21 protein-coding genes are annotated in these 21,040 nt (G+C 73.3%); 9 read left to right on the top strand and 12 right to left on the bottom strand.

Annotated features, from left to right (window positions below):
* The first annotated feature begins 136 nt into the window (after positions 1-136).
* From BGK67_RS16510 to BGK67_RS16495, 4 genes are all read left to right on the top strand, one after another.
* On the top strand, positions 137-850 hold the full coding sequence (locus tag BGK67_RS16510; RefSeq protein ID WP_069920808.1) for an ABC transporter permease: 714 nt from the start codon (positions 137-139) through the stop codon (positions 848-850).
* Positions 851-854: 4 nt separating this feature from the next.
* Positions 855-1,526 (top strand): ABC transporter permease, encoded by a 672-nt coding sequence (locus BGK67_RS16505; protein ID WP_069920807.1) that lies wholly within the window; start codon positions 855-857, stop codon positions 1,524-1,526.
* 32 nt (positions 1,527-1,558) lie between these two features.
* Positions 1,559-2,539 carry an ABC transporter substrate-binding protein gene (locus BGK67_RS16500; RefSeq protein WP_069920806.1) on the top strand — a complete coding sequence of 327 codons (981 nt, stop codon included), beginning with the start codon at positions 1,559-1,561 and terminating at the stop codon, positions 2,537-2,539.
* Between the two features lie 97 nt (positions 2,540-2,636).
* A complete protein-coding gene (locus BGK67_RS16495) occupies positions 2,637-3,632 on the top strand; it encodes a hypothetical protein (RefSeq protein ID WP_069920805.1) in 996 nt (331 codons plus the stop codon).
* A gap of 36 nt (positions 3,633-3,668) precedes the next feature.
* Here the strand turns inward: BGK67_RS16495 and BGK67_RS16490 are convergent, their stop codons facing one another.
* The 3 genes from BGK67_RS16490 to BGK67_RS16480 are packed head-to-tail and all read right to left on the bottom strand — an operon-like array spanning position 3,669 to position 5,957.
* Positions 3,669-3,884 (bottom strand): hypothetical protein, encoded by a 216-nt coding sequence (locus tag BGK67_RS16490; RefSeq protein WP_069920804.1) that lies wholly within the window; start codon positions 3,882-3,884, stop codon positions 3,669-3,671.
* Between the two features lie 30 nt (positions 3,885-3,914).
* Positions 3,915-4,757 carry an arylamine N-acetyltransferase family protein gene (locus BGK67_RS16485; RefSeq protein WP_069920803.1) on the bottom strand — a complete coding sequence of 281 codons (843 nt, stop codon included), beginning with the start codon at positions 4,755-4,757 and terminating at the stop codon, positions 3,915-3,917.
* Positions 4,758-4,814: 57 nt separating this feature from the next.
* Positions 4,815-5,957, bottom strand: coding sequence for an NADH-quinone oxidoreductase subunit D (locus BGK67_RS16480; protein WP_069920802.1), 1,143 nt, complete (start codon positions 5,955-5,957; stop codon positions 4,815-4,817).
* 31 nt (positions 5,958-5,988) lie between these two features.
* Here BGK67_RS16480 and BGK67_RS16475 point away from each other — a divergent pair, with 31 nt between their 5' ends.
* On the top strand, positions 5,989-6,480 hold the full coding sequence (locus BGK67_RS16475; RefSeq protein WP_069920801.1) for a PH domain-containing protein: 492 nt from the start codon (positions 5,989-5,991) through the stop codon (positions 6,478-6,480).
* A complete protein-coding gene (locus BGK67_RS16470) occupies positions 6,477-7,826 on the top strand; it encodes a PH domain-containing protein (protein WP_069920800.1) in 1,350 nt (449 codons plus the stop codon). The genes BGK67_RS16475 and BGK67_RS16470 overlap by 4 nt, the downstream gene beginning before the upstream one ends.
* Before the next feature lie 181 nt (positions 7,827-8,007).
* Here the strand turns inward: BGK67_RS16470 and BGK67_RS16465 are convergent, their stop codons facing one another.
* On the bottom strand, positions 8,008-8,685 hold the full coding sequence (locus BGK67_RS16465; RefSeq protein WP_069920799.1) for a response regulator transcription factor: 678 nt from the start codon (positions 8,683-8,685) through the stop codon (positions 8,008-8,010).
* Positions 8,686-8,702: 17 nt separating this feature from the next.
* Positions 8,703-9,905, bottom strand: coding sequence for a sensor histidine kinase (locus BGK67_RS16460; protein ID WP_069920798.1), 1,203 nt, complete (start codon positions 9,903-9,905; stop codon positions 8,703-8,705).
* 107 nt (positions 9,906-10,012) lie between these two features.
* Between BGK67_RS16460 and BGK67_RS16455 the strand changes: the two genes are divergently transcribed.
* Positions 10,013-10,990, top strand: coding sequence for an SAM-dependent methyltransferase (locus tag BGK67_RS16455; RefSeq protein WP_069920797.1), 978 nt, complete (start codon positions 10,013-10,015; stop codon positions 10,988-10,990).
* 89 nt (positions 10,991-11,079) lie between these two features.
* Here BGK67_RS16455 and BGK67_RS16450 read toward each other — a convergent pair whose 3' ends face one another.
* From BGK67_RS16450 to BGK67_RS16420, 7 genes are all read right to left on the bottom strand, one after another.
* On the bottom strand, positions 11,080-12,630 hold the full coding sequence (locus BGK67_RS16450) for a M28 family metallopeptidase (protein ID WP_069920796.1): 1,551 nt from the start codon (positions 12,628-12,630) through the stop codon (positions 11,080-11,082).
* A gap of 127 nt (positions 12,631-12,757) precedes the next feature.
* Positions 12,758-13,882, bottom strand: coding sequence for a DUF5937 family protein (locus BGK67_RS16445; RefSeq protein ID WP_069920795.1), 1,125 nt, complete (start codon positions 13,880-13,882; stop codon positions 12,758-12,760).
* A gap of 96 nt (positions 13,883-13,978) precedes the next feature.
* The gene (locus BGK67_RS16440) at positions 13,979-14,788 is read right to left on the bottom strand and encodes a type III pantothenate kinase (RefSeq protein ID WP_069920794.1); all 810 of its coding nucleotides are present in this window, start codon (positions 14,786-14,788) and stop codon (positions 13,979-13,981) included.
* Between the two features lie 3 nt (positions 14,789-14,791).
* On the bottom strand, positions 14,792-15,763 hold the full coding sequence (gene nadC, locus BGK67_RS16435) for a carboxylating nicotinate-nucleotide diphosphorylase (RefSeq protein WP_069920793.1): 972 nt from the start codon (positions 15,761-15,763) through the stop codon (positions 14,792-14,794).
* Between the two features lie 2 nt (positions 15,764-15,765).
* Positions 15,766-17,526, bottom strand: a complete 1,761-nt coding sequence (locus BGK67_RS16430) for an L-aspartate oxidase (protein ID WP_069920792.1) — start codon at positions 17,524-17,526, stop codon at positions 15,766-15,768.
* Positions 17,523-18,443: a pantoate--beta-alanine ligase gene (gene panC, locus BGK67_RS16425; RefSeq protein ID WP_432215517.1), complete on the bottom strand. Its 921-nt coding sequence runs from the start codon at positions 18,441-18,443 to the stop codon at positions 17,523-17,525. Before panC ends, BGK67_RS16430 begins: the two co-directional genes overlap by 4 nt.
* 68 nt (positions 18,444-18,511) lie before the next feature.
* Positions 18,512-19,426, bottom strand: coding sequence for a Rossmann-like and DUF2520 domain-containing protein (locus BGK67_RS16420; protein WP_069920790.1), 915 nt, complete (start codon positions 19,424-19,426; stop codon positions 18,512-18,514).
* 98 nt (positions 19,427-19,524) lie between these two features.
* Between BGK67_RS16420 and BGK67_RS16415 the strand changes: the two genes are divergently transcribed.
* Together BGK67_RS16415 and BGK67_RS16410 are read left to right on the top strand one after the other, a co-directional pair.
* Entirely contained in the window at positions 19,525-20,655 is a 1,131-nt protein-coding gene (locus BGK67_RS16415) for a threonine aldolase family protein (RefSeq protein WP_069920789.1), read from the top strand.
* Between the two features lie 152 nt (positions 20,656-20,807).
* Positions 20,808-20,996 carry a DUF397 domain-containing protein gene (locus tag BGK67_RS16410; RefSeq protein ID WP_069920788.1) on the top strand — a complete coding sequence of 63 codons (189 nt, stop codon included), beginning with the start codon at positions 20,808-20,810 and terminating at the stop codon, positions 20,994-20,996.
* The last annotated feature ends 44 nt before the right edge of the window (positions 20,997-21,040 follow it).

The following is a 21,040-nucleotide window of genomic DNA, read 5'->3' as shown; positions in this document are numbered from 1 at the left end:
TCCTTCCCTACCCGCGCGCCCTGACGGGCGAAGGATTCATGAGGGGAGTGTTACGCGGGTGCGAAGGGTTCCGGCCATTGTGGGTACCTGGGGTTAGGGTCGTTCTCGTACGCGCGTCGGTGACGGGGGGTGGGGCATGGCAGGGCCGAACTGCCTGGTGGCGAACGACTGGATCTGCTGGGAGTACGTCTCCTCTCGCTCCCAGGAGCTCACCGACGCCACCCTCGAGCACATCTGGATCACCGGCGTGTCGATCGTGATCGGCATCGCCGTGTCCGTTCCGCTCGCCCTGCTGGCCCGCCGCGGCCGGCGCTGGGCGGCGCCCGTGCTCGCCTTCACCACCCTGCTCTACACGATCCCCTCGCTCGCCATGTTCTCCCTGCTGCTGCCCGTGTTCGGGCTCTCGGCGGCGCTCGTGGTGACCGGCCTCGTGCTGTACTCGCTGACCATCCTGGTCCGCAACGTGCTGGCCGGGCTGGAAGCCGTGCCCGAGGAGGTGCGGGAGGCCGCGCGCGGCATGGGGTACGGCCCCGGGCGCCTGCTGTGGCAGGTCGAACTGCCCCTGGCGCTGCCCGCGCTGCTCGCCGGGGTGCGGATCGCCACCGTCTCCACGGTCGCGCTGACCACGGTGGGCTCCATCGTCGGCAAGGGCGGGCTCGGCAATCTGATCGCCCCGGCCGTGAACAGCTCCTTCAAGGCCCAGGTGCTCACCGCCTCGGTGCTGTGCGTGCTGCTCGCGCTCGTGGCCGATCTGCTGCTGCTCGGCGTGCAGCGGCTGCTCACGCCGTGGACCCGTACGACGCGTGTTCCCCGTACCGCCCGTTCGGCCCGGTCCCTGAAGGAGGCCTGAGCCGATGGGCGTACTGGGAGGGGCCTGGGACTGGCTGGCCGACGGCGCCAACTGGTCGGGGGAGAGCGGCGTCTGGCACCGGCTGGGCGAGCACGTCTACGTCAGCGGGATCGCGCTGGCGATCGCCTGCGCGCTGGCCCTGCCCCTCGGCCTGTACCTGGGGCACCTCGGGAAGGGCGGCGCCCTCGCCGTCAACGTCTCCAACGTCGGCCGCGCGGTGCCCGTCTTCGCGGTGCTGGCCCTGTTCATGGTCTCCCCGCTGCGCAACGCGGGCTATCTGCCCACCATCGCCGCGCTCGTGCTGTTCGCCGTTCCGCCGCTGCTGACGAACGCGTACGTCGGCATGCGCGAGGTGGACCGCTCGGTGGTGGAGGCCGCCCGGGGCATGGGCATGTCCGGCGGACAGCTGTTCTTCCGGGTGGAGCTGCCGCTCGCCCGGCGCCTGGTGATGACGGGCCTGCGCTCGGGCGCCGTCCAGGTCATCGCCACGGCCACGATCGCGGCGATGGTCGGCCAGGGCGGTCTCGGCCGGATCATCACCGCCGGATTCAACACGTACAACACCGCGCAGGTCGTCGCCGGCGCCCTGCTGGTGGCGGCGCTGGCCCTGCTGGTGGAGGGCGCCCTGGTGGCCGCGGACCGGCTGCTGCGGCCGGCCGCCGCCGCGTCCCGCTGATCCCCTTTCCCCGCCTCGAACGGAGTACCTCCATGAGCAAGACCACGCGCGTCCTCGGCGCGTCCCTGGGTAGCCTCGCCCTGACGGTGTCGCTGGCCGCGTGCGGCGGCGACAGCCTGGAGAAGAGCAAGGACGGCGGCTCGGCCCCCTCCGCCTCCGGGGGCGGCAAGGGCGACCTGGTGATCGGCGCGGCCGGGTTCACCGAGTCCAACGTGCTGGCGGAGCTGTACGCGCAGGTCCTCAAGGACGCGGGCTACAGCACGTCGATCAAGACGGTGAACAACCGCGAGCTGTACGAACCGTCGCTGGAGAAGGGCGAGATCGACGTCGTCCCCGAATACGCGGCCACCCTCGCGGAGTTCCTGAACGCCAAGGTGAACGGTCCCAAGGCGGCCGAGGAGAAGCCGGTCGCGTCGAGCGACGTCGCGGCGACGGTGGCGGCCCTGGAGAAGCTCGCGGCCCCGCTCGGCCTGAAGGCGCTGCCCGCTGGTGCGGCGGTCGACCAGAACGCCTTCGCGGTGACCAGGGAATTCGCCCAGAAGAACAACCTGAAGTCCCTTTCCGATCTTGGAAAGTCGGGGCTGAAGGTGAAGATCGCGGCGGGTGACGAATGCGCCGTCCGCCCCTTCTGCGCACCCGGGTTGACGAAGACGTACGGAATCCAGGTTTCCGGTATCGACCCCAAGGGCGTCGGCACCCCGCAGGCCAAGCAGGCGGTGATGGACGGCACCGACCAGCTGGTGCTGACCACCACCACGGACGCCACGCTCGACAGCTACGGCCTGGTCCTGCTCGAGGACGACAAGAAGCTCCAGAACGCCGACAACGTGCTGCCCGTGGTCAACGCCAAGGACGCGGGAGCCCCCGAGGTCGCGGCCGCGCTGGACAAGCTGACCCAGGCCCTGACGACGGCCGACCTGGTCGACCTGAACCGCAAGGTGGACGCCGAGCGCGCCAAGCCGGCGGACGTGGCGAAGGCCTATCTGGAGTCCAAGGGCCTTCTCAAGAAGTAGCGGTCACCGGGTCGCCGGAGAATTGCGGGTCAACTGCCCGGCAAGAGATTGCCGGGCGGTACCCCATATGGCCTCTACTCCCTGTAAATTTCAGGCCATGCCCCGTGGACGCCACCGCAATCCCGAACCCCTGCACCGGCTGCTCACGCCGACGGCCGTCGCCGGTGTGTCCCTCGCCAGTGCCGGCGCGGCCTGGCTGCTCGCGGAACCAGTGGCCCTGCGGCTGCTCGTGGCCCTGACGGCCGCCGCCGGGATCGCGGGCGCCGTCGTCATGCGCGCCTGGGACCGTTCGGCGGGCCGCCGGGTCGCGGAACTGGCGCGCGAGCGGGTCAAGGACGAGTGGAAGACGGACGAGCGGATAGCCGAGCTCGAATCCGATCTCGAAGAGGCCCGGATGCTGCGCTCCCGGCTGGACGCCAAGCTGCGCGCCAAGCGCGTCGAACTGGCCGGACTGCGCGGCGAGCACGCGGCGCTGCTGCGCCGCTACGCCACCGCCGAGACCGAACGCGCGAGCGCCCTGGAGGGCCGCCGGCTGCTGGCCATCGAGGCCACCGCGGGCCCGGCCGCGGCGCCCCGGGAACTCACCACGGGATCCGAGGAGCGCACCGCGGCGGGCGCGCCCACCGCGGTCGGCTACGCCCGGGCCCACGCGGCGCTGAGCGCGCTGGCCCGCAAGGGGCGGGCGCGCGAACTGCCGGCGGCCCCCTCGGCCCCGGCTCCCGCCGCTTCGGCCCCGGCCCGCCGGCCGGCCGCCGCGGTCGCCCCGTACGCGGCGCAGCGGCGGACCGCCTCCCGCAGCGAGGGCGGCTTCGACTTCTTCGGCACCAAGAACGCGGCGCAGGCCCGCGCGGCCATCGAGGCGGTCCAGAACGAGGACCTGGCCGACGTGGTCGGCGCGGAGGCCCTCGCGGTCCACGAGGCGGAGTCGGCGCGGACTCCGGAGGCGGCGGTACCGCAGGCCGAAGCGGCGGCTCCTGAGGCCGAAGCGGCGACGCCGGACGAGGCGTCCGCGGCGGGCCAGGTCATCGACCTGACGGCGCACGACGAGACCGAGCCGATCGACGTGGCCCGGCTGCGCACCGCGATCTCCTAGCCGACGGGCCCGGGGCCCGCGCAGACCGGACCGGACTCAGAACAGCGGCAACTGCCCCGGATGCGGCCCGAGAACGAAGCCGTCGAGGGTGGGGGCCGAGGCACCGAGCACCACCCGGGCCCGGGAGCCGGGGCAGGAGACCAGGTCGGCCCGCCGCCGCCCGTCGGGCGGATCGTGGCGGGCGATCCGGCCGCCGGTGACGGCGCAGTCGCGGCCGCAGGCAGGGCAGGCCCGGCGGGGGGAAGATGACATGGCCCCAAGTCTGCCCTGCCGCAGCGACATTCAGCCCCGCCGGTCCGCCAGCCACGCCTCGTGGGCCCGGCACGCCCGGTCCCACAGGAACGCCCGGTCCGCCGGCGTCAGGTCGTCCAGCTCCCGCCCGAAGACGGTGGCGATGACCTCGTAGAACTCCTCCTGGGTGGTCAGCTCCCGCTCGCTCGGCTCCTTGGCCGGGTCGATACGGGTCAGGACCCGCCCGCGCATCACGTCGATGGACTCGGCGTCCCGCCGCAGCAGGGCCAGGGTGCGCACGAAGGGGGAGTCCTCGGCGGTGGACAGCCGCAGGTGCTCCGCCTCGAACTCGTCCATGCCGGCCGCGGCGGACCGGAAGTTCATCCGCGGGAAGGGGCTGCCCGGGCTGTGGTAGCTCCAGCCCTCCAGCGGGCCGGCCAGCCGTTCCAGCCGGTAGGAGAAGGCGCCCTGCTCGTACTCGCCCTCGCGCAGCGGCAGCGGCTCGTGGGGGCCGTCGCCGAGCCCCACGTCGACCAGGTACGCGTCGTCGCCGATCCGCACGGTCAGCACGAGGTGGTTGCCGTTGACGTCCTGCGCACCGGTCTCCTCGTAGACACCGGCCACGTGCCGGGTGACGTCGTACCCGAGGTGCTCGAGGAGCGCGGCGAACGCCCCGTTGAGGTGGAAGCAGTAGCCGCCGCGTCCGGCGGCGAAGCGGCCCGCCGACAGCTCGGGGCGGATGCCGGGCGGCCGGCCGAGCTGGATGTCGATGTTCTCGTACGGGACGCGCTCCAGGTGGGCCCGCTGCAGGGCGAAGAGCCCTTCGGCGCAGGGCGCGGCGGGGTAGGGCGCGCCAAGTCGTCGCAGATACGCGTCGAATATGCCAGAAGTCATGTGATCACCCTATGGATCACGTGCCTGGATTTCCCGTCAAACAGGCTGTGGGACGCGCTACTTGTCGATGTCGCCGACCACGAAGAAGAGCGAGCCCAGGATCGCCACCATGTCCGCGACCAGCGTCCCCGGCAGGAGCACGGCCAGCGCCTGGATGTTGTTGTACGAGGCGCTGCGCAGCTTGAGCCGGTACGGGGTCTTCTCGCCCTTCGAGACGAGGTAGTAGCCGTTGATGCCGAGGGGGTTCTCGGTCCAGGCGTACGTGTGGCCCTCGGGAGCCTTCAGGACCTTGGGCAGGCGCTGGTTCACCGGACCGGGCGGGAGCTCGGCCATCCGGTCCAGGCAGGCCACGGCGAGGTCGAGCGCGTTGTGCGTCTGGTCCAGCAGGACCTCGAAGCGGGCCAGGCAGTCGCCCTCGGAGCGGGTGACCACCTTCAGGACGTCCTGGAGCTCGCCGTAGGCGAGGTAGGGCTCGTCGCGGCGCAGGTCGAAGTCGACGCCGGAGGCGCGGGCGATGGGGCCGGAGACCCCGTACGCGTGCACGGCCCCGGCGGAGAGCACGCCCACCCCGCGGGTGCGGCCCCGGAAGATCTCGTTTCCGTGGACCAGCTTGTCGTACACGTCCATGCGGGTGCGGACGTCGGCGATGGCCTCGCGGGCGCGGCCGAGCCAGCCGGCCGGGAGGTCCTCCTTGAGGCCGCCGACGCGGTTGAACATGTAGTGCATGCGGCCGCCGGAGATCTCCTCCATGACGGCCTGGAGTTCCTCGCGCTCGCGGAACGCGTGGAAGATCGGGGTGATCCCGCCCAGTTCGAGGGGGTACGAGCCGAGGAACATCAGGTGGTTGAGCACCCGGTTCAGCTCGGCGAGCAGGGTCCGCATCCACACGGCCCGCTCGGGGACCTCCATGCCGAGCATCCGCTCGACCGCCATGACCACGCCGAGCTCGTTGGAGAACGCGGACAGCCAGTCGTGGCGGTTCGCGAGCATCACGATCTGCCGGTAGTCGCGGGCCTCGAAGAGCTTCTCGGCGCCGCGGTGCATATAGCCGACCACCGGCTCGGCGCTGACGATCCGCTCGCCGTCCAGGACGAGACGCAGGCGCAGCACGCCGTGCGTGGAGGGGTGCTGGGGGCCGATGTTGAGCACCATGTCGGTGCTCTCCGCCGCCCCGCCGATGCCGACCGTGGTCTCCGTCATGGCGGCATTGTCTCAGCCCTACGCTTGAGGAATGGAAACGGGGACGACGGGTGAGACGGCGGGGCCCGCGTGGGTGGGGCTGCCGGGCGGGCTGCTGAGGCTGCGCCGGATGCTGCTGGTGCTCTGGACGGGGATCGCGGCCGTGGCCACGGGCGCCGTGGCGGGGCTGCTGATCGGTCCGGCCTGGGCCCTGCTGGGGGTGGTCTGGCTGCTCGTACTGGCCTGGGGCTGGGAGCTGACCGGCCGGAACTGGCGGTCCTGGCGGTACGCCGAGCGGGCGGACGACCTGCTCATCAGCCGGGGCGTGCTGTGGCGGGAGCAGACGGTGGTCCCGTACGGGCGGATGCAGCTGGTCGAGGTGACCTCGGGCCCGCTGGAGCGCCGCTTCCAGCTGGCCTCCGTACAGCTGCACACGGCCGCCGCGGCCACGGACGCCAAGATCCCGGGCCTCGCGCCGGCCGAGGCGGAGCGGCTGCGCGACCGGCTCACCGAGCTCGGCCGGGCAAGGTCGGCGGGCCTGTGACCGCCGACCCGGCGGGCGCCGTCCCGTCCGCCGCGGGCGAGCGGCGGCTGCATCCCGTCACCCCGCTGCGCCGGGCGTGGGTGCCGATCGCGGCGACCCTCGGCGTCGTCCTGCAGCAGGGCGACAACACGCGGGAGTGGATGGCGGAGCAGCCCGCCGTGCTGCGGCTGCTGGCGCTGGCCGCCCTGGTGCTCGTCTTCAGCCTGTACGGGTTCCTGAGCTGGTGGGTCACGTACTACGCGGTGACCGACACGGAGCTGCGCATCCGCACCGGCCTGCTCTTCCGGCGCACCGCGCACATCCGGCTCGACCGGATCCAGGCCGTGGACGTGACCCGCCCGCTGCTGGCCCGCGTCGCGGGGGTCGCGAAGCTGCGCCTCGACGTCATAGGGACCGAGGACAAGGACGAGCTGGCCTTCCTGTCCGAGAAGGAGGCCGCGGCTCTGCGCGCCGAGCTCCTGGCGCGGGCGGCCGGCTTCGCGCCCGAGGAGGCGGTGCGGCTGGGCGAGGCCCCCGACCGGGAGCTGCTGCGGGTCCGCCCGCGCGACCTCGTCGTCTCGCTGCTGCTGAGCCTGGGCGTCTGGTCGGCGCTGGCCGGCGGGCTCGTCGCGCCGGTGGTCGTGTGGTGGCTCAGCTCCAACCCGTGGGCGGCCGTCGTCACCCTGCTCCCGCTGCTCGGCGCGGTCTGGGCGGGCAGCGCGGGCCGCTTCCTCGTCGAGTACGACTGGCGGGTCGCCGAGTCCCCGGACGGGCTGCGCCTCGACCACGGAATGTTGGACCGGGCCCACGAGACGGTGCCGCCGGGCCGGGTGCAGACCGTACGGATCGTGGAGCCGCTGCTGTGGCGGCGGCGCGACTGGGTCCGGGTGGAGCTGGCCGTGGCGGGCTCGAAGAACGAGGTGCTGGTCCCGGTGGCCTCGCGGGCCGCGGCGCACGACGTGATCGCCCGGGTGCTGCCGGGCGTGGACCTGGCGGCCCTGTCGTTCAGCGGCTCGCCGGGTGCCGGTTCGCGCTGGGTGGTCCCGGTGTGGTGGAAGGGCTACGCCCTGGCCGTCTCCCCGGACGTGTTCGCCGCCCGGCACGGCCGCCTGTGCCGCCGTACGGAGATCGTCCCGCACGCCAAGGCGCAGAGCGTCCGGCTCACCCAGGGCCCCTGGCAGCGGGCCCGCGGTGTGGCCGACGTCCACGTGGACACCGGCGCGAACGGCACGGTCACGGCCCGGCTTCGGGAGTCCGCCGAGGCCGCCGAGCTGCTGCGCGCCCAGGCGGCCCGCTCGCACACCTCCCGCGCCGCGGCCCGGCCGGACCGGTGGATGACGGCTCCGCGACCGGAGGCGGCGGACTGAGCCGTCTCTGCCGCAGACGGCCTAGTGCTGTGACCGGGAAGGTTCACCGGGTCCGGCCCCCGGCACGGCACCTCGCCGCGTGGTCGGGCCACGCGAGTACGTCCGGTACGAGCCGTGGCCCTCCGCCTTGCGATGCACCGCACCGGACACCGCGACCAGGCAAACCTTCCCGGCCACAGCACTAGCCGATGCCGCCGCCGCCCGCCCGGACCAGGCCCGTCTCGTACGCGAGGACCACCACCTGCACCCGGTCGCGCAGGCTCAGCTTCGTCAGGATGCGGCCCACGTGCGTCTTCACCGTCGCCTCCGAGAGCACCAGCCGCGCCGCGATCTCGCCGTTCGACAGGCCCTGGGCCACCAGCAGCATGACCTCGCGCTCGCGCTCCGTCAGCCGCTCGATCTCCTTGTTCTGCGGCTCCTGCGTGGTCGTCGGCAGCATCGGGGCGAAACGGTCCAGCAGCCGCCGCGTCGTGGACGGGGCGACCACCGCGTCCCCGCTGTGCACCGAGCGGATCGCCGCCAGCAGCTCGGCCGGCGGCACGTCCTTCAGCATGAAGCCGCTCGCACCCGCCTTCAGCCCGGAGAACGCGTACTCGTCCAGGTCGAAGGTGGTCAGGATGATCACCTTCGGGTGCTCCTCGGGCTCACAGATCCGCCGCGTCGCCTCGACCCCGTCGAGCCTCGGCATGCGGACGTCCATCAGCACCACGTCCACCTTCGTGGCCCGCAGCACCTCCAGCGCCTCCAGGCCGTCACCGGCTTCGGCGACGACCTCCATGTCCGGCTGGGCGGCGAGCACCATGCGGAAGCCGGTGCGCAGCAGCACCTGGTCGTCGACCAGCATCACTCGGATGGACATCCGTTACCTCGTCCTCTTCAACTCTTCTTCAGGGGCAGCAGGGCGCTGATCCGGAAGCCGCCGCCGGGCCGGGGCCCGGTGTCCAGGGTTCCGCCGACCATACCGATCCGCTCGCGCATGCCGATCAGGCCGTGACCGGCGCCGTCGGCGCCGCCGTCCTCGTACAACTCGTGTGCCGCTCCCCGCCCGTCGTCCTCGACCAGCAGGCCGAGCCCGTCGTCGAAGTAGACCAGCCGGACGCTCGCCCTCGCATCGGGCCCCCCGTGCTTGCGCGTGTTGGTCAGCGCCTCCTGCACGATCCGGTACGCCGTCAGCTCGACGCCGCTGGGCAGCCGCCGGGGCGCCCCCTCGACCTCGAAGTCCACCGCGAGCCCCGCCGCCCGCACCTGCTCGACCAGGACCTCGATCTGCTCGACATCCGGCTGGGGCACGTAGTCCTCGGACTCCTGCGGCTCGCCGGTGCGCAGCACGCCCAGCAGCCGGCGCATCTCGGCGAGGGCCTGGCGGCCGGTGCCGGAGATGGTCTGGAGGGCCTCCTTCGCCTGCTCGGGCGCCACGTCCATGACGTACGCCGCGCCGTCCGCCTGGACCACCATCACCGAGACGTTGTGCGCGACGACGTCGTGCAGCTCGCGGGCGATCCGGGCTCGCTCGGCGGCCACGGCCACCTTCGCCTGGGCCTCGCGCTCCTTCTCCAGCCGCTGGTTGCGCTCGATGAGCTGGGCGTAGTAGGCCCGCCGGGTGCGCAGCGAGTCGCCCAGCACCCAGGCGAGGGCGAAGGGGACGATCATGAAGACGGCGAAGAGGATGTTGTCGACGTCGCTCGTGCCCTTGTCCACGCCGTGCCGCAGGAAGTAGAGCGGCGCGGCGGCCAGGCCCCAGCCCAGCGCGGTGCGGGAGACCCAGCGCGGGACCTCGCTCGCGGCGACGGTGAACAGGATCACGAACATGGCGGCGTCGTAGAACCCCGCGATGACGCCCACGGCCAGCTGGAAGACGCCCGCCCCGAGGGTGAGCCAGAACATCGCCTGCGTCCACCTGCGGCGCAGCGCCACGGCCGTGCTCAGCGCGACCACCACGGGGACGGCGGCCAGCTTCATGGGGGCGGCGACGCCGGTCTCGGCCACGACGTTCAGCATCGAGACCCCGAAGAGGAGGACAGCCCAGAAGCTGTCGACGCCCGTCGGGTGTCTGCGGAGGAAGTCGTAGAGGCGCTGCACGTAACCCAGAGTAGGGAACGGAGATAGGTGCTGGAGTCAACCAGAGGTTCCAACCTCGCCCGGGGGGCGTACTCCGCAAGGTGGAGGGTGAGCATAACCTTCGTGGGATGAGCGCCCAGGATGAACAGACGACCCCGGTCCGGTGGCGCACCGCGATGGAAGCCGCGCTGTACGGGCCGGGCGGTTTCTACGTCCGGCCGGGCGGGCCCGGTCCCGCCGGCCACTTCCGCACCTCGGTGCACGCCTCCGGGCTGTACGCGGGCGCCGTGGCCCGGCTGCTGCGGTGGGTCGACGCGCAGCTCGGGCATCCGGCGGCCCTGGACCTGGTCGACATGGGCGCCGGCCGCGCCGAGCTGCTGGCCGGGGTGCTCGCCGCGCTGCCGGCGGAGGTGGCCGCGCGGGTGCGCCCGTACGCCGTGGAGCGCGCGGAGCGGCCCGCGGGGCTCGACCCGCGGATCCGCTGGGCGGCCTCGCCGCCGAAAGGGACGACGGGGCTGCTGTTCGCCAACGAGTGGCTGGACAACGTGCCCCTCGACATCGCCGAGGACGGGCGGTACGTACTGGTCGCGCCGGACGGTGCGGAGAGCCCCGGCGGCCCGGTGGACGCCGCGGACCGGGCCTGGCTGGAGCGGTGGTGGCCGGGCGGCGGCCGCGCGGAGATCGGCCGGGCGCGGGACGAGGCCTGGGCGGCGGCGGTGGCCGGTGTGGAGCGGGGGCTGGCGGTGGCGGTGGACTACGGGCACACCCGGGAGGCGAGGCCGCCGTACGGGACGCTGACGGGCTTCCGCGGGGGGCGGGAGGTCCCGCCGGTGCCCGACGGCAGCTGCGATGTCACCGCCCACGTGGCGTTGGACGCGTGCGGGGGGCCGGGGTCGGTGCTGCTGACCCAGCGCGAGGCGCTGGGCGCCCTCGGGGTCTCGGGGGCCCGGCCGCCGCTGGAGCTGGCCTCCACGGATCCGGGGGCTTACGTCCGTGCGCTGGGCTCCGCGGGGGAGGCGGCGGAGTTGACGGCCCGTGGGGGGCTGGGGGACTTCCTGTGGCTCTGCCGGCCGGTGGGGATCGCGGCGGCCTGGCCGGGCGGCTGACGCGGGCCTGGCGGTGGCCGGGGCTTTGCGCGGGGCAGCAGGAGGGGGCGGCTCCCGTTCGGGATCCGCCCCCTCGTCAGGTTTCGTGCCTACTGCGTGACCTCGTCGTGGCCCGCGTGCAGGCCACCGCCGCCGCCGCTGCCGCCCGGCGTGGGGACGGAGACGACCGGCTTCGAGAGCGGGGCCAGGTCGTGGGCGTAGTGGCCGACCGCGTCCGCGATGACGTCGACGTTGATGTCGAGCGCCTTCTGGTCGATGTTCGTGATGTCGTCACCCTTGCCGTGGTAGTTCACGTCGTAGGCCACGCCCGCCTGGCCGCCGAACTTCGCGGCCTCCGCCGGCGTCTTGATGCCCTCGGCGCCGGTGAACGTACCGCCGGAGGGGATGCCGACCTCGATGAACGGGCCGTAGTCCGAGCGGCCGGAGAAGTCCGTGCCCGCGTGCGGGATCTTCTTGGAGTCGAGGAAGTCGGTGATCCCCTTCTCGATCTGGGCGGAGCCCTCCGGGCCGGGGCCCGAGCCCACGCCGTCCGAGTCGTCGCCGTCGTACACGAAGTAGGCGGCGTTCGGCGAGGCGATCATGTCGAAGTTCAGGTAGAGCTTGATCTGCTTCTTCTGCTCCTCCGTCAGCCCCGCGACGTACGCCTCGGAGCCGAGCAGGCCGTACTCCTCCGCCGACCACCAGGCGAACTTGACCTTGTTCTTGATCTTCGTCTGGCTGCTCGCGAGGCGCTGCGCGACCTGGAGGATGCCGGCCGAGCCGGAGCCGTTGTCGTTGATGCCCGGGCCCGCCGCGACCGAGTCGAGGTGCGCGCCCAGGAAGACGGTGTTGTCCGCGTCGCCGCCGCGGGTCTCCGCGACCACGTTGTACGTCTTGCGGTTCTCGCGGAACTCGCGGATGTCGAGGGTGACCTCGACCGGGCCGGCCGCGGCCTCGGCGGCGAGCTTCTCGCCCTCCGCCTGGGTGATGCCGCCGGTCGGGACCTTGCCCGCGGCGGCGTCGCCCAGGGTGCCGTTCAGGGCGCCCTCGGTGTTGTTGTACAGGATCGCGCCGACCGCGCCGGCCTCGGCCGCGTTGGCCTGCTTGGCCGCGAAGGTGCAGCCGCCGCGCTTGATCAGGGCGATCTTGCCCGTGAAGGCGCCCGCGGCGAAGTCGCCCGGTTCGCAGCCGTTGGTGCCGTCCGCGTCGACCGGGGCGACCGCCAGCTGCGCGGTGACGCCGTCCTCCGGCCCGCTCTTGGTGTACGTCATCAGGTGGATCGGGACGTCGCGCCCGTTCGCCCCGTTCACCGTCAGCTTCTCGGCGATGGTCTCGACGTACACGAAGTCGAACTCGTTCTTCGTGACCTGGTAGCCGGCCGCCTTCATGACGGCCTCGACGTACTTCGCCGACTGGACGTGGCCCTGGGAGCCGGCCACGCGGTTGCCGTCGTTGTAGTCCGCGATCGACTGCAGGACCTTCAGGTGGTTGTACGCGCCCTTGCCGGTCGCATCCTTGACCAGCTTCCTGGCCAGCGCGTCCCCGCGGGCGGCGTCGCTCTGCGGGCTCGTGGCGCCGGCCGGGCCGGCGAGCATCAGCGGGGAGACAAGGGCCGCGGCCGCCAGGGCGGCGGTGGCAGCGGCTATACGGCGTGAGGGCATGCAAGGTCCTTCCACGGCAAAGTGCGAGCAGGGCCAAACGGTGGACGCACGTTAAGCAGCAACGAGCCGCCGTGACCAGACTTTCAACTGATTCCGGTTCATGAAATCCGGATATCGGCGAATTGGCCTAGCGGAGGATGCCCTCGATGAAGTCCGAGCCTATGCGGGCGACCGCGGACAGATCCAACTGATGCTGGGCATACCGTCCTTGGCGCCGCGTATGGATCAGACCGGCCTTTTTCAGGACGGCCAGGTGCCGTGACACCTCCGGGGCGGTGATCCGGTACACGGTGGCCAGTTCGCCCGTCGTGTACGGGGCCCGCGCCAGGCTCCGGCACAGCATCATCCGCACGGGATGGGCCAGCGCCTCCATGCGCCGCCGGAGCAGCTCCACCGAACCGGGCGCGGAGTCCGGTTCGGGGGTGCCGAGCGGGTAGTGGACCACCGGACGCCAGCCCGGTGCGTGCAGCACCAGCAGATGCGGCCAGCCGAAGTGGGTGGGTATGAACACCAGGCCGGGGCCCGTCCGGGGGTCGGTGGCGGTCGTCGACCCCTCCACCATCTTGTCGGCGGTGATGGTGGTGCGGCCCTCGTCGACGGCGAGCGCCGACGAGACCTCCTGGAGCGCGGCCGGCAGCCCCTTGCGGCGCAGCAGCTCGGTCTTGTGCCGGGCGTCGGCGCTCTGCGCGGGCTCGACGCGCTTCCAGGTCTCGGCGAAGAAGGCCTCCTCGCAGTCCTCGACCAGCCGCCGCATCCACACCCGTACGGCGGCGGTGTCGTCCAGCAGCCGGATGGAGAAGTCCAGCTGGCGGGGGCCGAGGGCGGCGGCCGTCTCCAGCGCCTTGGCGCGGCTCGCCCCGTTCGTGAGCGGGGAGGGCCCGCCGCCGTCGTCGTACGTCGCTAGCCAGCAGTGCTCGAGGGCGGCCGTCACGAACCGCTCGTCGTCCATCCGGTCGAGTACGTCGAGCTCCTCGGCCAGGGTGGCGCCGGGCAGGCCGGTCCCGCCGGGGACGCCGGCGAACGGCATGAAGATGTCGGAGAAGGAGCTGCGCCACAGGAACTCGGCCTCCAGCAGGCGGTCCGCGAGGCACGGATCGAGCGAGGCGGCGGTGGCGGCGCTCCAGGAGGCGAGGCGGGGGTGGTGGGCCGTCTGGGAGAGCGCGTGCAGGGCCATGCAGAGTTCGGCGAGCGGGGAGGGCGTGAAGCTGATCCGCTCGGCGGGGAGCCCGGCGATGTCGATGGTGACGCTCATCGGGCCATTCTTTCCGCCCCGGACCCCGCGCCTCAAACGACGGCGGGGCTGGGAGTGCCCCGGCCGGGCGGCCGGGGCACGTTCTGCGTGCGCCCGTTACTCGAAGTTGGGGGCGTTGCGTTCGTAGACCAGGCGGAGGCCGATCAGGGTCAGCCACGGTTCGTGGTCGTCGATCACCGAGGACTCGCCGAGGACCATGGGGGCCAGGCCGCCGGTGGCGATGACGCGGACGTCGTCCGGGTCGCCGTTCGGGCCGGCCAGTTCCTTGGCCATCCGGCCCACGACCCCGTCGACCTGGCCCGCGAAGCCGTACACCACGCCCGACTGCATCGCCTCGACCGTGGACTTGCCGATCACGTTGCGCGGGCGGGCCAGCTCGATCTTCCGCAGCTGGGCACCCCGTACGCCGAGGGCCTCCATGGAGATCTCGATGCCCGGGGAGATCACCCCGCCGACGTACTCGCCCTTCACGGACACGGCGTCGAAGGTGGTCGCCGTACCGAAGTCGACCACGATCGCCGGGCCCCCGTAGAGCTCGACCGCCGCGACCGCGTTGATGATGCGGTCCGCGCCGACCTCCTTCGGGTTGTCCATGAGGATCGGCACGCCGGTCTTGATGCCCGGCTCCACCAGCACGGCCGGGACGTCGCCGTAGTAGCGCCGGGTGACCTCGCGCAGCTCGTGCAGGACCGACGGCACCGTCGAGCAGATCGCGATGCCGTGGATCCCGTCGCCCAGCTCGCTGCCGAGCATCGGGTGCATGCCCATCAGGCCCTGCATCAGCACGGCCATCTCGTCGGCCGTGCGGCGCGGGTCGGTGGAGATGCGCCAGTGCTCGACGATCTCGTCACCGTCGAACAGGCCCAGGACCGTCTGGGTGTTGCCTACGTCGATGGTGAGGAGCACGGGTTACACCGCCTCGCGCAGATCGAGGCCGATGTCCAGGATCGGCGAGGAGTGGGTCAGCCCGCCGACCGCGAGGTAGTCCACGCCGGTCTCCGCGTACGCCCGGGCGGTGTCCAGCGTCAGGCGGCCCGAGGACTCCAGCACCGCGCGGCCGGCCACCAGGGCCACGGCCTCGGCGGTCTGCGCGACGGTGAAGTTGTCCAGCAGGATCAGGTCGGCTCCCGCCTCCAGGACCTCGCCGATCTGCTCCAGGGTGTCGACCTCGATCTCCACGGGCACGTCCGGGAAGGCGTCCCGTACGGCCTTGAAGGCCTGCGCGACCCCGCCGGCCGCCACCACGTGGTTGTCCTTCACCAGCGCCGCGTCCGACAGCGACATGCGGTGGTTGACACCGCCGCCGCAGCGCACCGCGTACTTCTCCAGCGCGCGCAGCCCCGGCGTGGTCTTGCGGGTGTCGCGGACCTTCGCCTTGGTGCCCTCCAGCACGTCCGCCCAGCGGCGGGTGGCGGTGGCGATGCCCGACAGGCGGCACATGATGTTCAGCGCGCTGCGCTCCGCCGTCAGCAGGTCGCGGGTGCGCGAGCGCACGGACAGCAGCACCTGCCCCGCCCGGACGGCGTCGCCGTCCTCCGCGTGCCGCTCCACCTCGAAGGCCTCCGTGCAGACCACGGAGAACACGGCCTCGGCGATGCGCAGGCCGGCCACGACGCCGTCCTCGCGGGCGACGAAGTCGGCCACGGCCTCGGCGTCCTCGGCGACCGTGGCGACGGTGGTGACGTCCACCCCGCCGTCCAGGTCCTCGGAGAGCGCCATGTGGGCGATGTCCTCGACCTCGACGGGGTCCAGCCCCGCGTCCGCCAGCAGCTGGGCCAGCGCCGGGTCCAGGCCGGTCTCCTCGCCGTCGCCGCAGGCGCAGTCGTCGCCGCAGCCGCCGTCGTTCTGGTCGATCAGGGGAAGTTCGTCGGGGGTGCTCACGGTCACTGCTCCAGGCTCTGGGTGCTGAGGGGTACGTGCACGGACGGGAAGTCCGCGGAATCGGTGGGGGTGACGACCAGCGCCCGCTTCTCGGTCGCCGACAGCCGGACGACGAGGTGGCGGCGCCAGGCGGCATCGTCCCGGTCCGGATGGTCCTCGCGCCAGTGGCAGCCGCGGGTCTCCACGCGCCGCCGCGCGGCGGCGACCAGCACCCGGGCCACGCACAGCAGGTTCGTGGCCTCCCAGGTGTCCACCCCCGGTTCGGCGGTCTTTCCGTGCGCCTCGAGGTTGTTCAGGGCGGTGGCGTACAGGCCTTCGAGCGCCTCCGCGGCCGTGCGCAGCGACTCGGCCGAGCGCAGCACGCCCGCGCCGTCCGTCATGATCCGCTGGATCTCGTACCGGGCCTGCGCGGGCTGGAGCGGGCCGGTCGCGGGGACCGGTATGCCGGGGCCGCCGCCGGTGAGCGCCCGGGCCGTGATGTCGTCGGCGATGCGCTCGGCGAAGACCAGGCCCTCCAGCAGGGAGTTGGAGGCCAGCCGGTTCGCGCCGTGCACGCCGGTGCAGGCGACCTCGCCGCACGCGTACAGGCCGGGGACGGTGGTGCGGCCGTGCAGGTCGGTCCGGACGCCGCCGGACGCGTAGTGCGCGGCGGGTGCGACCGGGATCGGCTCGGTCACCGGGTCGATGCCGTGGGAGCGGCAGGCGGCGAGGATGGTCGGGAAGCGCTGCTCCCACATCTCGGCGCCGAAGTGCCGGGCGTCGAGGAACATGTGCTGCGCACCCTGCTCCTGCATGCGCCGCATGATGCCCTTGGCGACGATGTCGCGGGGGGCCAGTTCGGCGAGCTCGTGCCGGCCAGCCATGAAGCGCACGCCGTCCGCGTCGACGAGGTGGGCGCCCTCGCCGCGGACCGCCTCCGAGACGAGGGGCTGCTGGCCCTCCGCGTCCGGGCCGAGGAACAGCACGGTCGGGTGGAACTGCACGAACTCCAGGTCGGAGACCTCGGCGCCGGCCCGCAGGGCGAGCGCCACCCCGTCGCCGGTGGAGACCGAGGGGTTGGTGGTCGCGGAGAAGACCTGGCCCATGCCGCCGGTCGCGAGGATCACGGCGGGTGCGTGGACGGCGCCGACTCCGTCGTGCTGGCCCTCGCCCATGACGTGCAGCGTGACCCCGGCGCTGCGGCCCCGCTCGTCCTGGAGCAGGTCCAGGACGAGCGCGTTCTCGACGGTACGGATCCCTGCGGCCTGCACGGCTTCGACGAGTGCCCGGGAGATCTCGGCGCCGGTGGCGTCGCCGCCCGCGTGCGCGATGCGGCGCCGGTGGTGGCCGCCCTCGCGGGTCAGTTCTATCTCCCCGGTCTCCGCGGAGGTGTCGAAGACGGCGCCCGTGGCCATCAGCCGCCGCACCGCGTCCGGTCCCTCGGTGACGAGCAGCCGTACGGCCGCCTCGTCGCACAGGCCCGCGCCCGCGACCAGCGTGTCGTCCAGGTGCTGCTCGGGGGTGTCGCCCTCGCCGAGGGCCGCGGCGATGCCGCCCTGGGCCCAGCGGGTCGATCCGTCGTCGAGCCGGGCCTTGGTGACCACGACCGTACGGCGGCCGGCGGCGGCGCAGCGCAGCGCTGCGGTCAGCCCCGCGACGCCGGATCCGACGACCACGACGTCGGCGTCCAGGGCCCAGCCGGGGGCGGGTGCGTGCAGCCGTATGCCGGTGCCCGCGCCCGCGCCTGTGCCGCCCGGGGGGAGGCCTCTGCCTGGGGTGCTCACGAGTGTGCTCCGAATTCCAGTGGGATGTTGTCGATCAGCCGGGTCGTGCCCACTTTCGCGGCGACGGCCAGCACGGCCTGCCCGGTGAACCCGGGCCCGGCCTCGGTGAAGTCCTGCGGGTCCACCAGCGCCAGGTAGTCCAGCACGAGCGGCGGCTCGTGGCGGCCCGCCTCCTCCAGGACGTGCCCCGCGGCGGCCCGTACGGCGTCCGGCAGCCCGGTGCCCGCCGCCGAGACGGCGTGCGCGTCGGCCGAGGCGCGGATCTCGCCGAGCCGGGCCAGGGCGGTGGCCCGCTCGTCGCTGGCCGGGGAGGCCTCGGCGCGGGCCCGCAGCGCGGCCTGCGCGGCGAGCCGGTCCTGTCCGGCGAACAGGGCGCGGGACAGGGCCAGGGCGGTGCGCCGCTCGGCGGGCGAGAGGTAGCGGTTGCGGGACGACAGCGCGAGCCCGTCCTCCTCGCGGACGGTCGGTACGCCGACCACCTCCACGGGGAAGTTCAGGTCGGTCACCATCCGCCGGATCAGGGCCAGTTGCTGGGCGTCCTTCTGGCCGAAGAGGGCCAGGTCGGGCTGGGTGAGGTGGAGCAGCTTCGCGACGACGGTCAGCATTCCGTCGAAGTGCCCGGGGCGGGTGGCCCCTTCGAGGCGCTCGCCCATCGGGCCGGCGCTGATGCGCACCTGCGGGTCGCCGCCCGGGTAGACCTCGTCGACGGAGGGGGCGAACACCGCGTCGGCGCCCGCCCCTTCGGCGATCGCGAGGTCGGCGTCGAGGGTGCGCGGGTAGCGGTCCAGGTCCTCGTTCGCCCCGAACTGCAGGGGGTTGACGAAGACGGTGACGACGACCTGCCCCTGCGGCCCGGCCAGCTCGCGGGCCGAGCGGATCAGCGTGGCGTGGCCCTCGTGCAGGGCGCCCATGGTCATCACGACGGCCCGGCGGCCGGTGCGCGGGAGCCCGCGGAGCTCCGCGGCGGTGTCGAGCAGTAGTCCGCTCACGGGGCGGTGCCCCCTTCCGGGTCCGTGTCGGCGAGCACGCCGAGCAGGTCCTCGGCGAGTTCGGGCTTGAGTAGTCCGTGCGCGAGGGCCCGGTCGGCGGTGGTGCGGGCCATGGCCAGGTATCCGGCGACGGCGCCGGGCGCGTGCCTGCGCAGCTCCGAGACGTGGGCGGCGACCGTGCCGGCGTCACCGCGGGCCACCGGGCCGGTCAGGGCCGCGTCCCCGGAGCGCAGCGCGTTGTCGAGGGCCGCGCCGAGCAGCGGGCCGAGCATCCGGTCGGGGTGCGCGACCCCGGCCATGTCCAGCAGCTCCATGGCCTGGGCGACCAGGGTGACCAGGTGGTTCGCGCCGAGCGCGAGGGCCGCGTGGTAGAGCGGGCGGTTCTCCTCCGCGATCCACTCGGGCTCCCCGCCCATCTCGATGACCAGGGCCTCGGCGGCGAGCCGCAGCTCCCCGGGGGCGGTGACGCCGAAGGAGCAGCCGGCCAGCCGCTGCACGTCGACCTCGGTGCCGGTGAAGGTCATCGCGGGGTGCAGGGCCAGCGGCAGGGCCCCCGCCCGGCGCGCCGGGTCGAGCACGGCGGTCCCGTACCGGCCGGAGGTGTGGACGAGGAGCTGTCCGGGGCGGATCGCCCCGGTCTCGGCGAGCCCCTCCACCAGGGAGGGCAGCGCGTCGTCCGGCACGGTCAGGAGGACCAGATCGGCGTTCTCGAACACCTGCGCGGGCGGGACGAGCGGGACGTCGGGCAGCATCCGCGCGGCGCGGCGCACCGAGGCGTCGGAGACGCCGGACACGGCGACGGGACGGTGCCCGGCCTGCTGGAGCGCGCGGGCCAGCGCGGGGCCGACCCGGCCGGCTCCGACGACACCGACCGCCAGCCGGGCAGGGCGTGGCTGCTGTGAGGGATTCACGCGGTGAGGGCCTTCCGTTCCAGTCCGCGGGGGGTACCGGACGATACGCCGCCATGCTAGCTCCTGGGCCCTCGGCCGGTCGGCGATGATCGTGAGCCATGAGCGAGGACAACGAGGACACCGAGCGGGAGAAGCGGCAGGCGGCGGCATGGCGCGGGGCCGGGCGGATGCTCTCCCGGTCCCTGCGGGACGCCACGGTGGCGGAGCTGCTGGCGCCGCTCGCCGAAGCCCCGTACGACATGGACCGGCCGGCCGACCTCTACGGGGACGGCGTGGTCGCCGAGCTGGAGCGGCGGGTCGCGGGGCTGCTGGGCACCGAGGACGCGGCCTTCTTCCCCAGCGGGACCATGGCGCAGCAGGTCGCCCTGCGCTGCTGGGCCGGGCGGACCGGGAACCCGGTGGTGGCGCTGCACCCGATGAGCCACCCCGAGCGGTGGGAGGGCGGCGCGCTGTCGGCGGTCGCCGGGCTGCGGGCGGCGCACGCGACGACCGAGGCGCGCCAGCCCACGGCGGAGGAGGTCGCGGGGCTCGCGGAGCCGTTCGGCACGCTGATGCTGGAGCTGCCCCTGCGGGACGCGGGCTTCGTCCTGCCCACCTGGGAGGAGCTGGAGGCGCTGGTCGGGGCGGCCCGGGAGCGGGAGGCGGTGGTCCACTTCGACGGGGCGCGGCTGTGGGAGTCCACGGTGCACTTCGGACGGCCGCTGGCGGAGATCGCGGGGCTCGCCGACTCGGTGTACGTCTCGTTCTACAAGTCGCTCGGCGGCCTGAGCGGGGCGGCGCTGGCCGGGCCGCGGGCCTTCGTGGAGGAGACCAGGGTCTGGCGCCACCGGTACGGCGGCCGGATCTTCCGGCAGTTCCCGCAGGCCCTGGCCGCGCTGGCCGGGCTGGAGCGGGAGCTGCCGCGGCTGCCGTCGTACGTGGAGCAGGCGCGGCGGGTGGCGGCGGCACTGGGGCCGGCGTTCGCGGAGGCCGGGATCCCGTGGTCCCGGGTGCACCCCGAGCCCCCGCACACCCACCAGTTCCAGGTCTGGCTCCCGTACGACCCGGACCGTCTGACCGAGGCGTCGGTCCGCGTCGCGCAGGAGACGGGCCGGGTCCTCTTCCGCCGCTGGTTCCCCGCGCCCGTCCCCGGGCTCTCGGTGACCGAGGTAGAGGTCACGGAACCGGGCCTGACCTGGACCGGCACGGAGGTCGCCGAAGCCGTCGCGGCCTTCGCCGCCCGCCTGTAGCCGCATCGCCCGCCCCGGGCCCCCGTGCCCGCGCGGCGGTACACCGCGGCCCCGGGCGGGAACCGGGGAATCGCCGAATTGCGTTAAAGACACCGGCGGGGACCGGTCGCGGAGATACCGTCCCCCCACTGGAACACCCGCGAGGAGACACCATGACCGCTCGGCCCCTGTGGCAGAAGTCCTCGTTCTGCGGCGAGAAGGAAGACGCCTGCGTCTACGTTTCCGCCGCCCCCGGCACCCTCGTGCGCGTCGCCGACCGCGCCGATCCCGCCCACCTCGTGCTCGCCACGACCCAGGCGGCCTGGGTCGATTTCCTGGCCGCCGTCAAAGAGAGCGGTTGACCGACCGGCCGCGCTAAAGGGGGTTTTGTCCGATTAGCGCGTAT

The organism is Streptomyces subrutilus (genome assembly GCF_001746425.1).
In the GTDB taxonomy this organism is placed as follows: Bacteria; Actinomycetota; Actinomycetes; order Streptomycetales; family Streptomycetaceae; genus Streptomyces; species Streptomyces subrutilus_A.
This window is presented reverse-complemented; position numbering and strand designations above follow the sequence as displayed.

Excerpts from the sequence above, each read along its gene's own strand:
- BGK67_RS16510 (WP_069920808.1), top strand. The coding sequence starts at position 137 with ATGGCAGGGCCGAACTGCCTGGTGGCGAACGACTGGATCTGCTGGGAG.
- BGK67_RS16505 (WP_069920807.1), top strand. The coding sequence starts at position 855 with ATGGGCGTACTGGGAGGGGCCTGGGACTGGCTGGCCGACGGCGCCAAC.
- BGK67_RS16500 (WP_069920806.1), top strand. The coding sequence starts at position 1,559 with ATGAGCAAGACCACGCGCGTCCTCGGCGCGTCCCTGGGTAGCCTCGCC.
- BGK67_RS16495 (WP_069920805.1), top strand. The coding sequence starts at position 2,637 with ATGCCCCGTGGACGCCACCGCAATCCCGAACCCCTGCACCGGCTGCTC.
- BGK67_RS16490 (WP_069920804.1), bottom strand. The coding sequence starts at position 3,884 with ATGTCATCTTCCCCCCGCCGGGCCTGCCCTGCCTGCGGCCGCGACTGC.
- BGK67_RS16485 (WP_069920803.1), bottom strand. The coding sequence starts at position 4,757 with ATGACTTCTGGCATATTCGACGCGTATCTGCGACGACTTGGCGCGCCC.
- BGK67_RS16480 (WP_069920802.1), bottom strand. The coding sequence starts at position 5,957 with ATGACGGAGACCACGGTCGGCATCGGCGGGGCGGCGGAGAGCACCGAC.
- BGK67_RS16475 (WP_069920801.1), top strand. The coding sequence starts at position 5,989 with ATGGAAACGGGGACGACGGGTGAGACGGCGGGGCCCGCGTGGGTGGGG.
- BGK67_RS16465 (WP_069920799.1), bottom strand. The coding sequence starts at position 8,685 with ATGTCCATCCGAGTGATGCTGGTCGACGACCAGGTGCTGCTGCGCACC.
- BGK67_RS16455 (WP_069920797.1), top strand. The coding sequence starts at position 10,013 with ATGAGCGCCCAGGATGAACAGACGACCCCGGTCCGGTGGCGCACCGCG.
- BGK67_RS16450 (WP_069920796.1), bottom strand. The coding sequence starts at position 12,630 with ATGCCCTCACGCCGTATAGCCGCTGCCACCGCCGCCCTGGCGGCCGCG.
- BGK67_RS16445 (WP_069920795.1), bottom strand. The coding sequence starts at position 13,882 with ATGAGCGTCACCATCGACATCGCCGGGCTCCCCGCCGAGCGGATCAGC.
- panC (WP_432215517.1), bottom strand. The coding sequence starts at position 18,443 with ATGACCATGGGCGCCCTGCACGAGGGCCACGCCACGCTGATCCGCTCG.
- BGK67_RS16415 (WP_069920789.1), top strand. The coding sequence starts at position 19,525 with ATGAGCGAGGACAACGAGGACACCGAGCGGGAGAAGCGGCAGGCGGCG.
- BGK67_RS16410 (WP_069920788.1), top strand. The coding sequence starts at position 20,808 with ATGACCGCTCGGCCCCTGTGGCAGAAGTCCTCGTTCTGCGGCGAGAAG.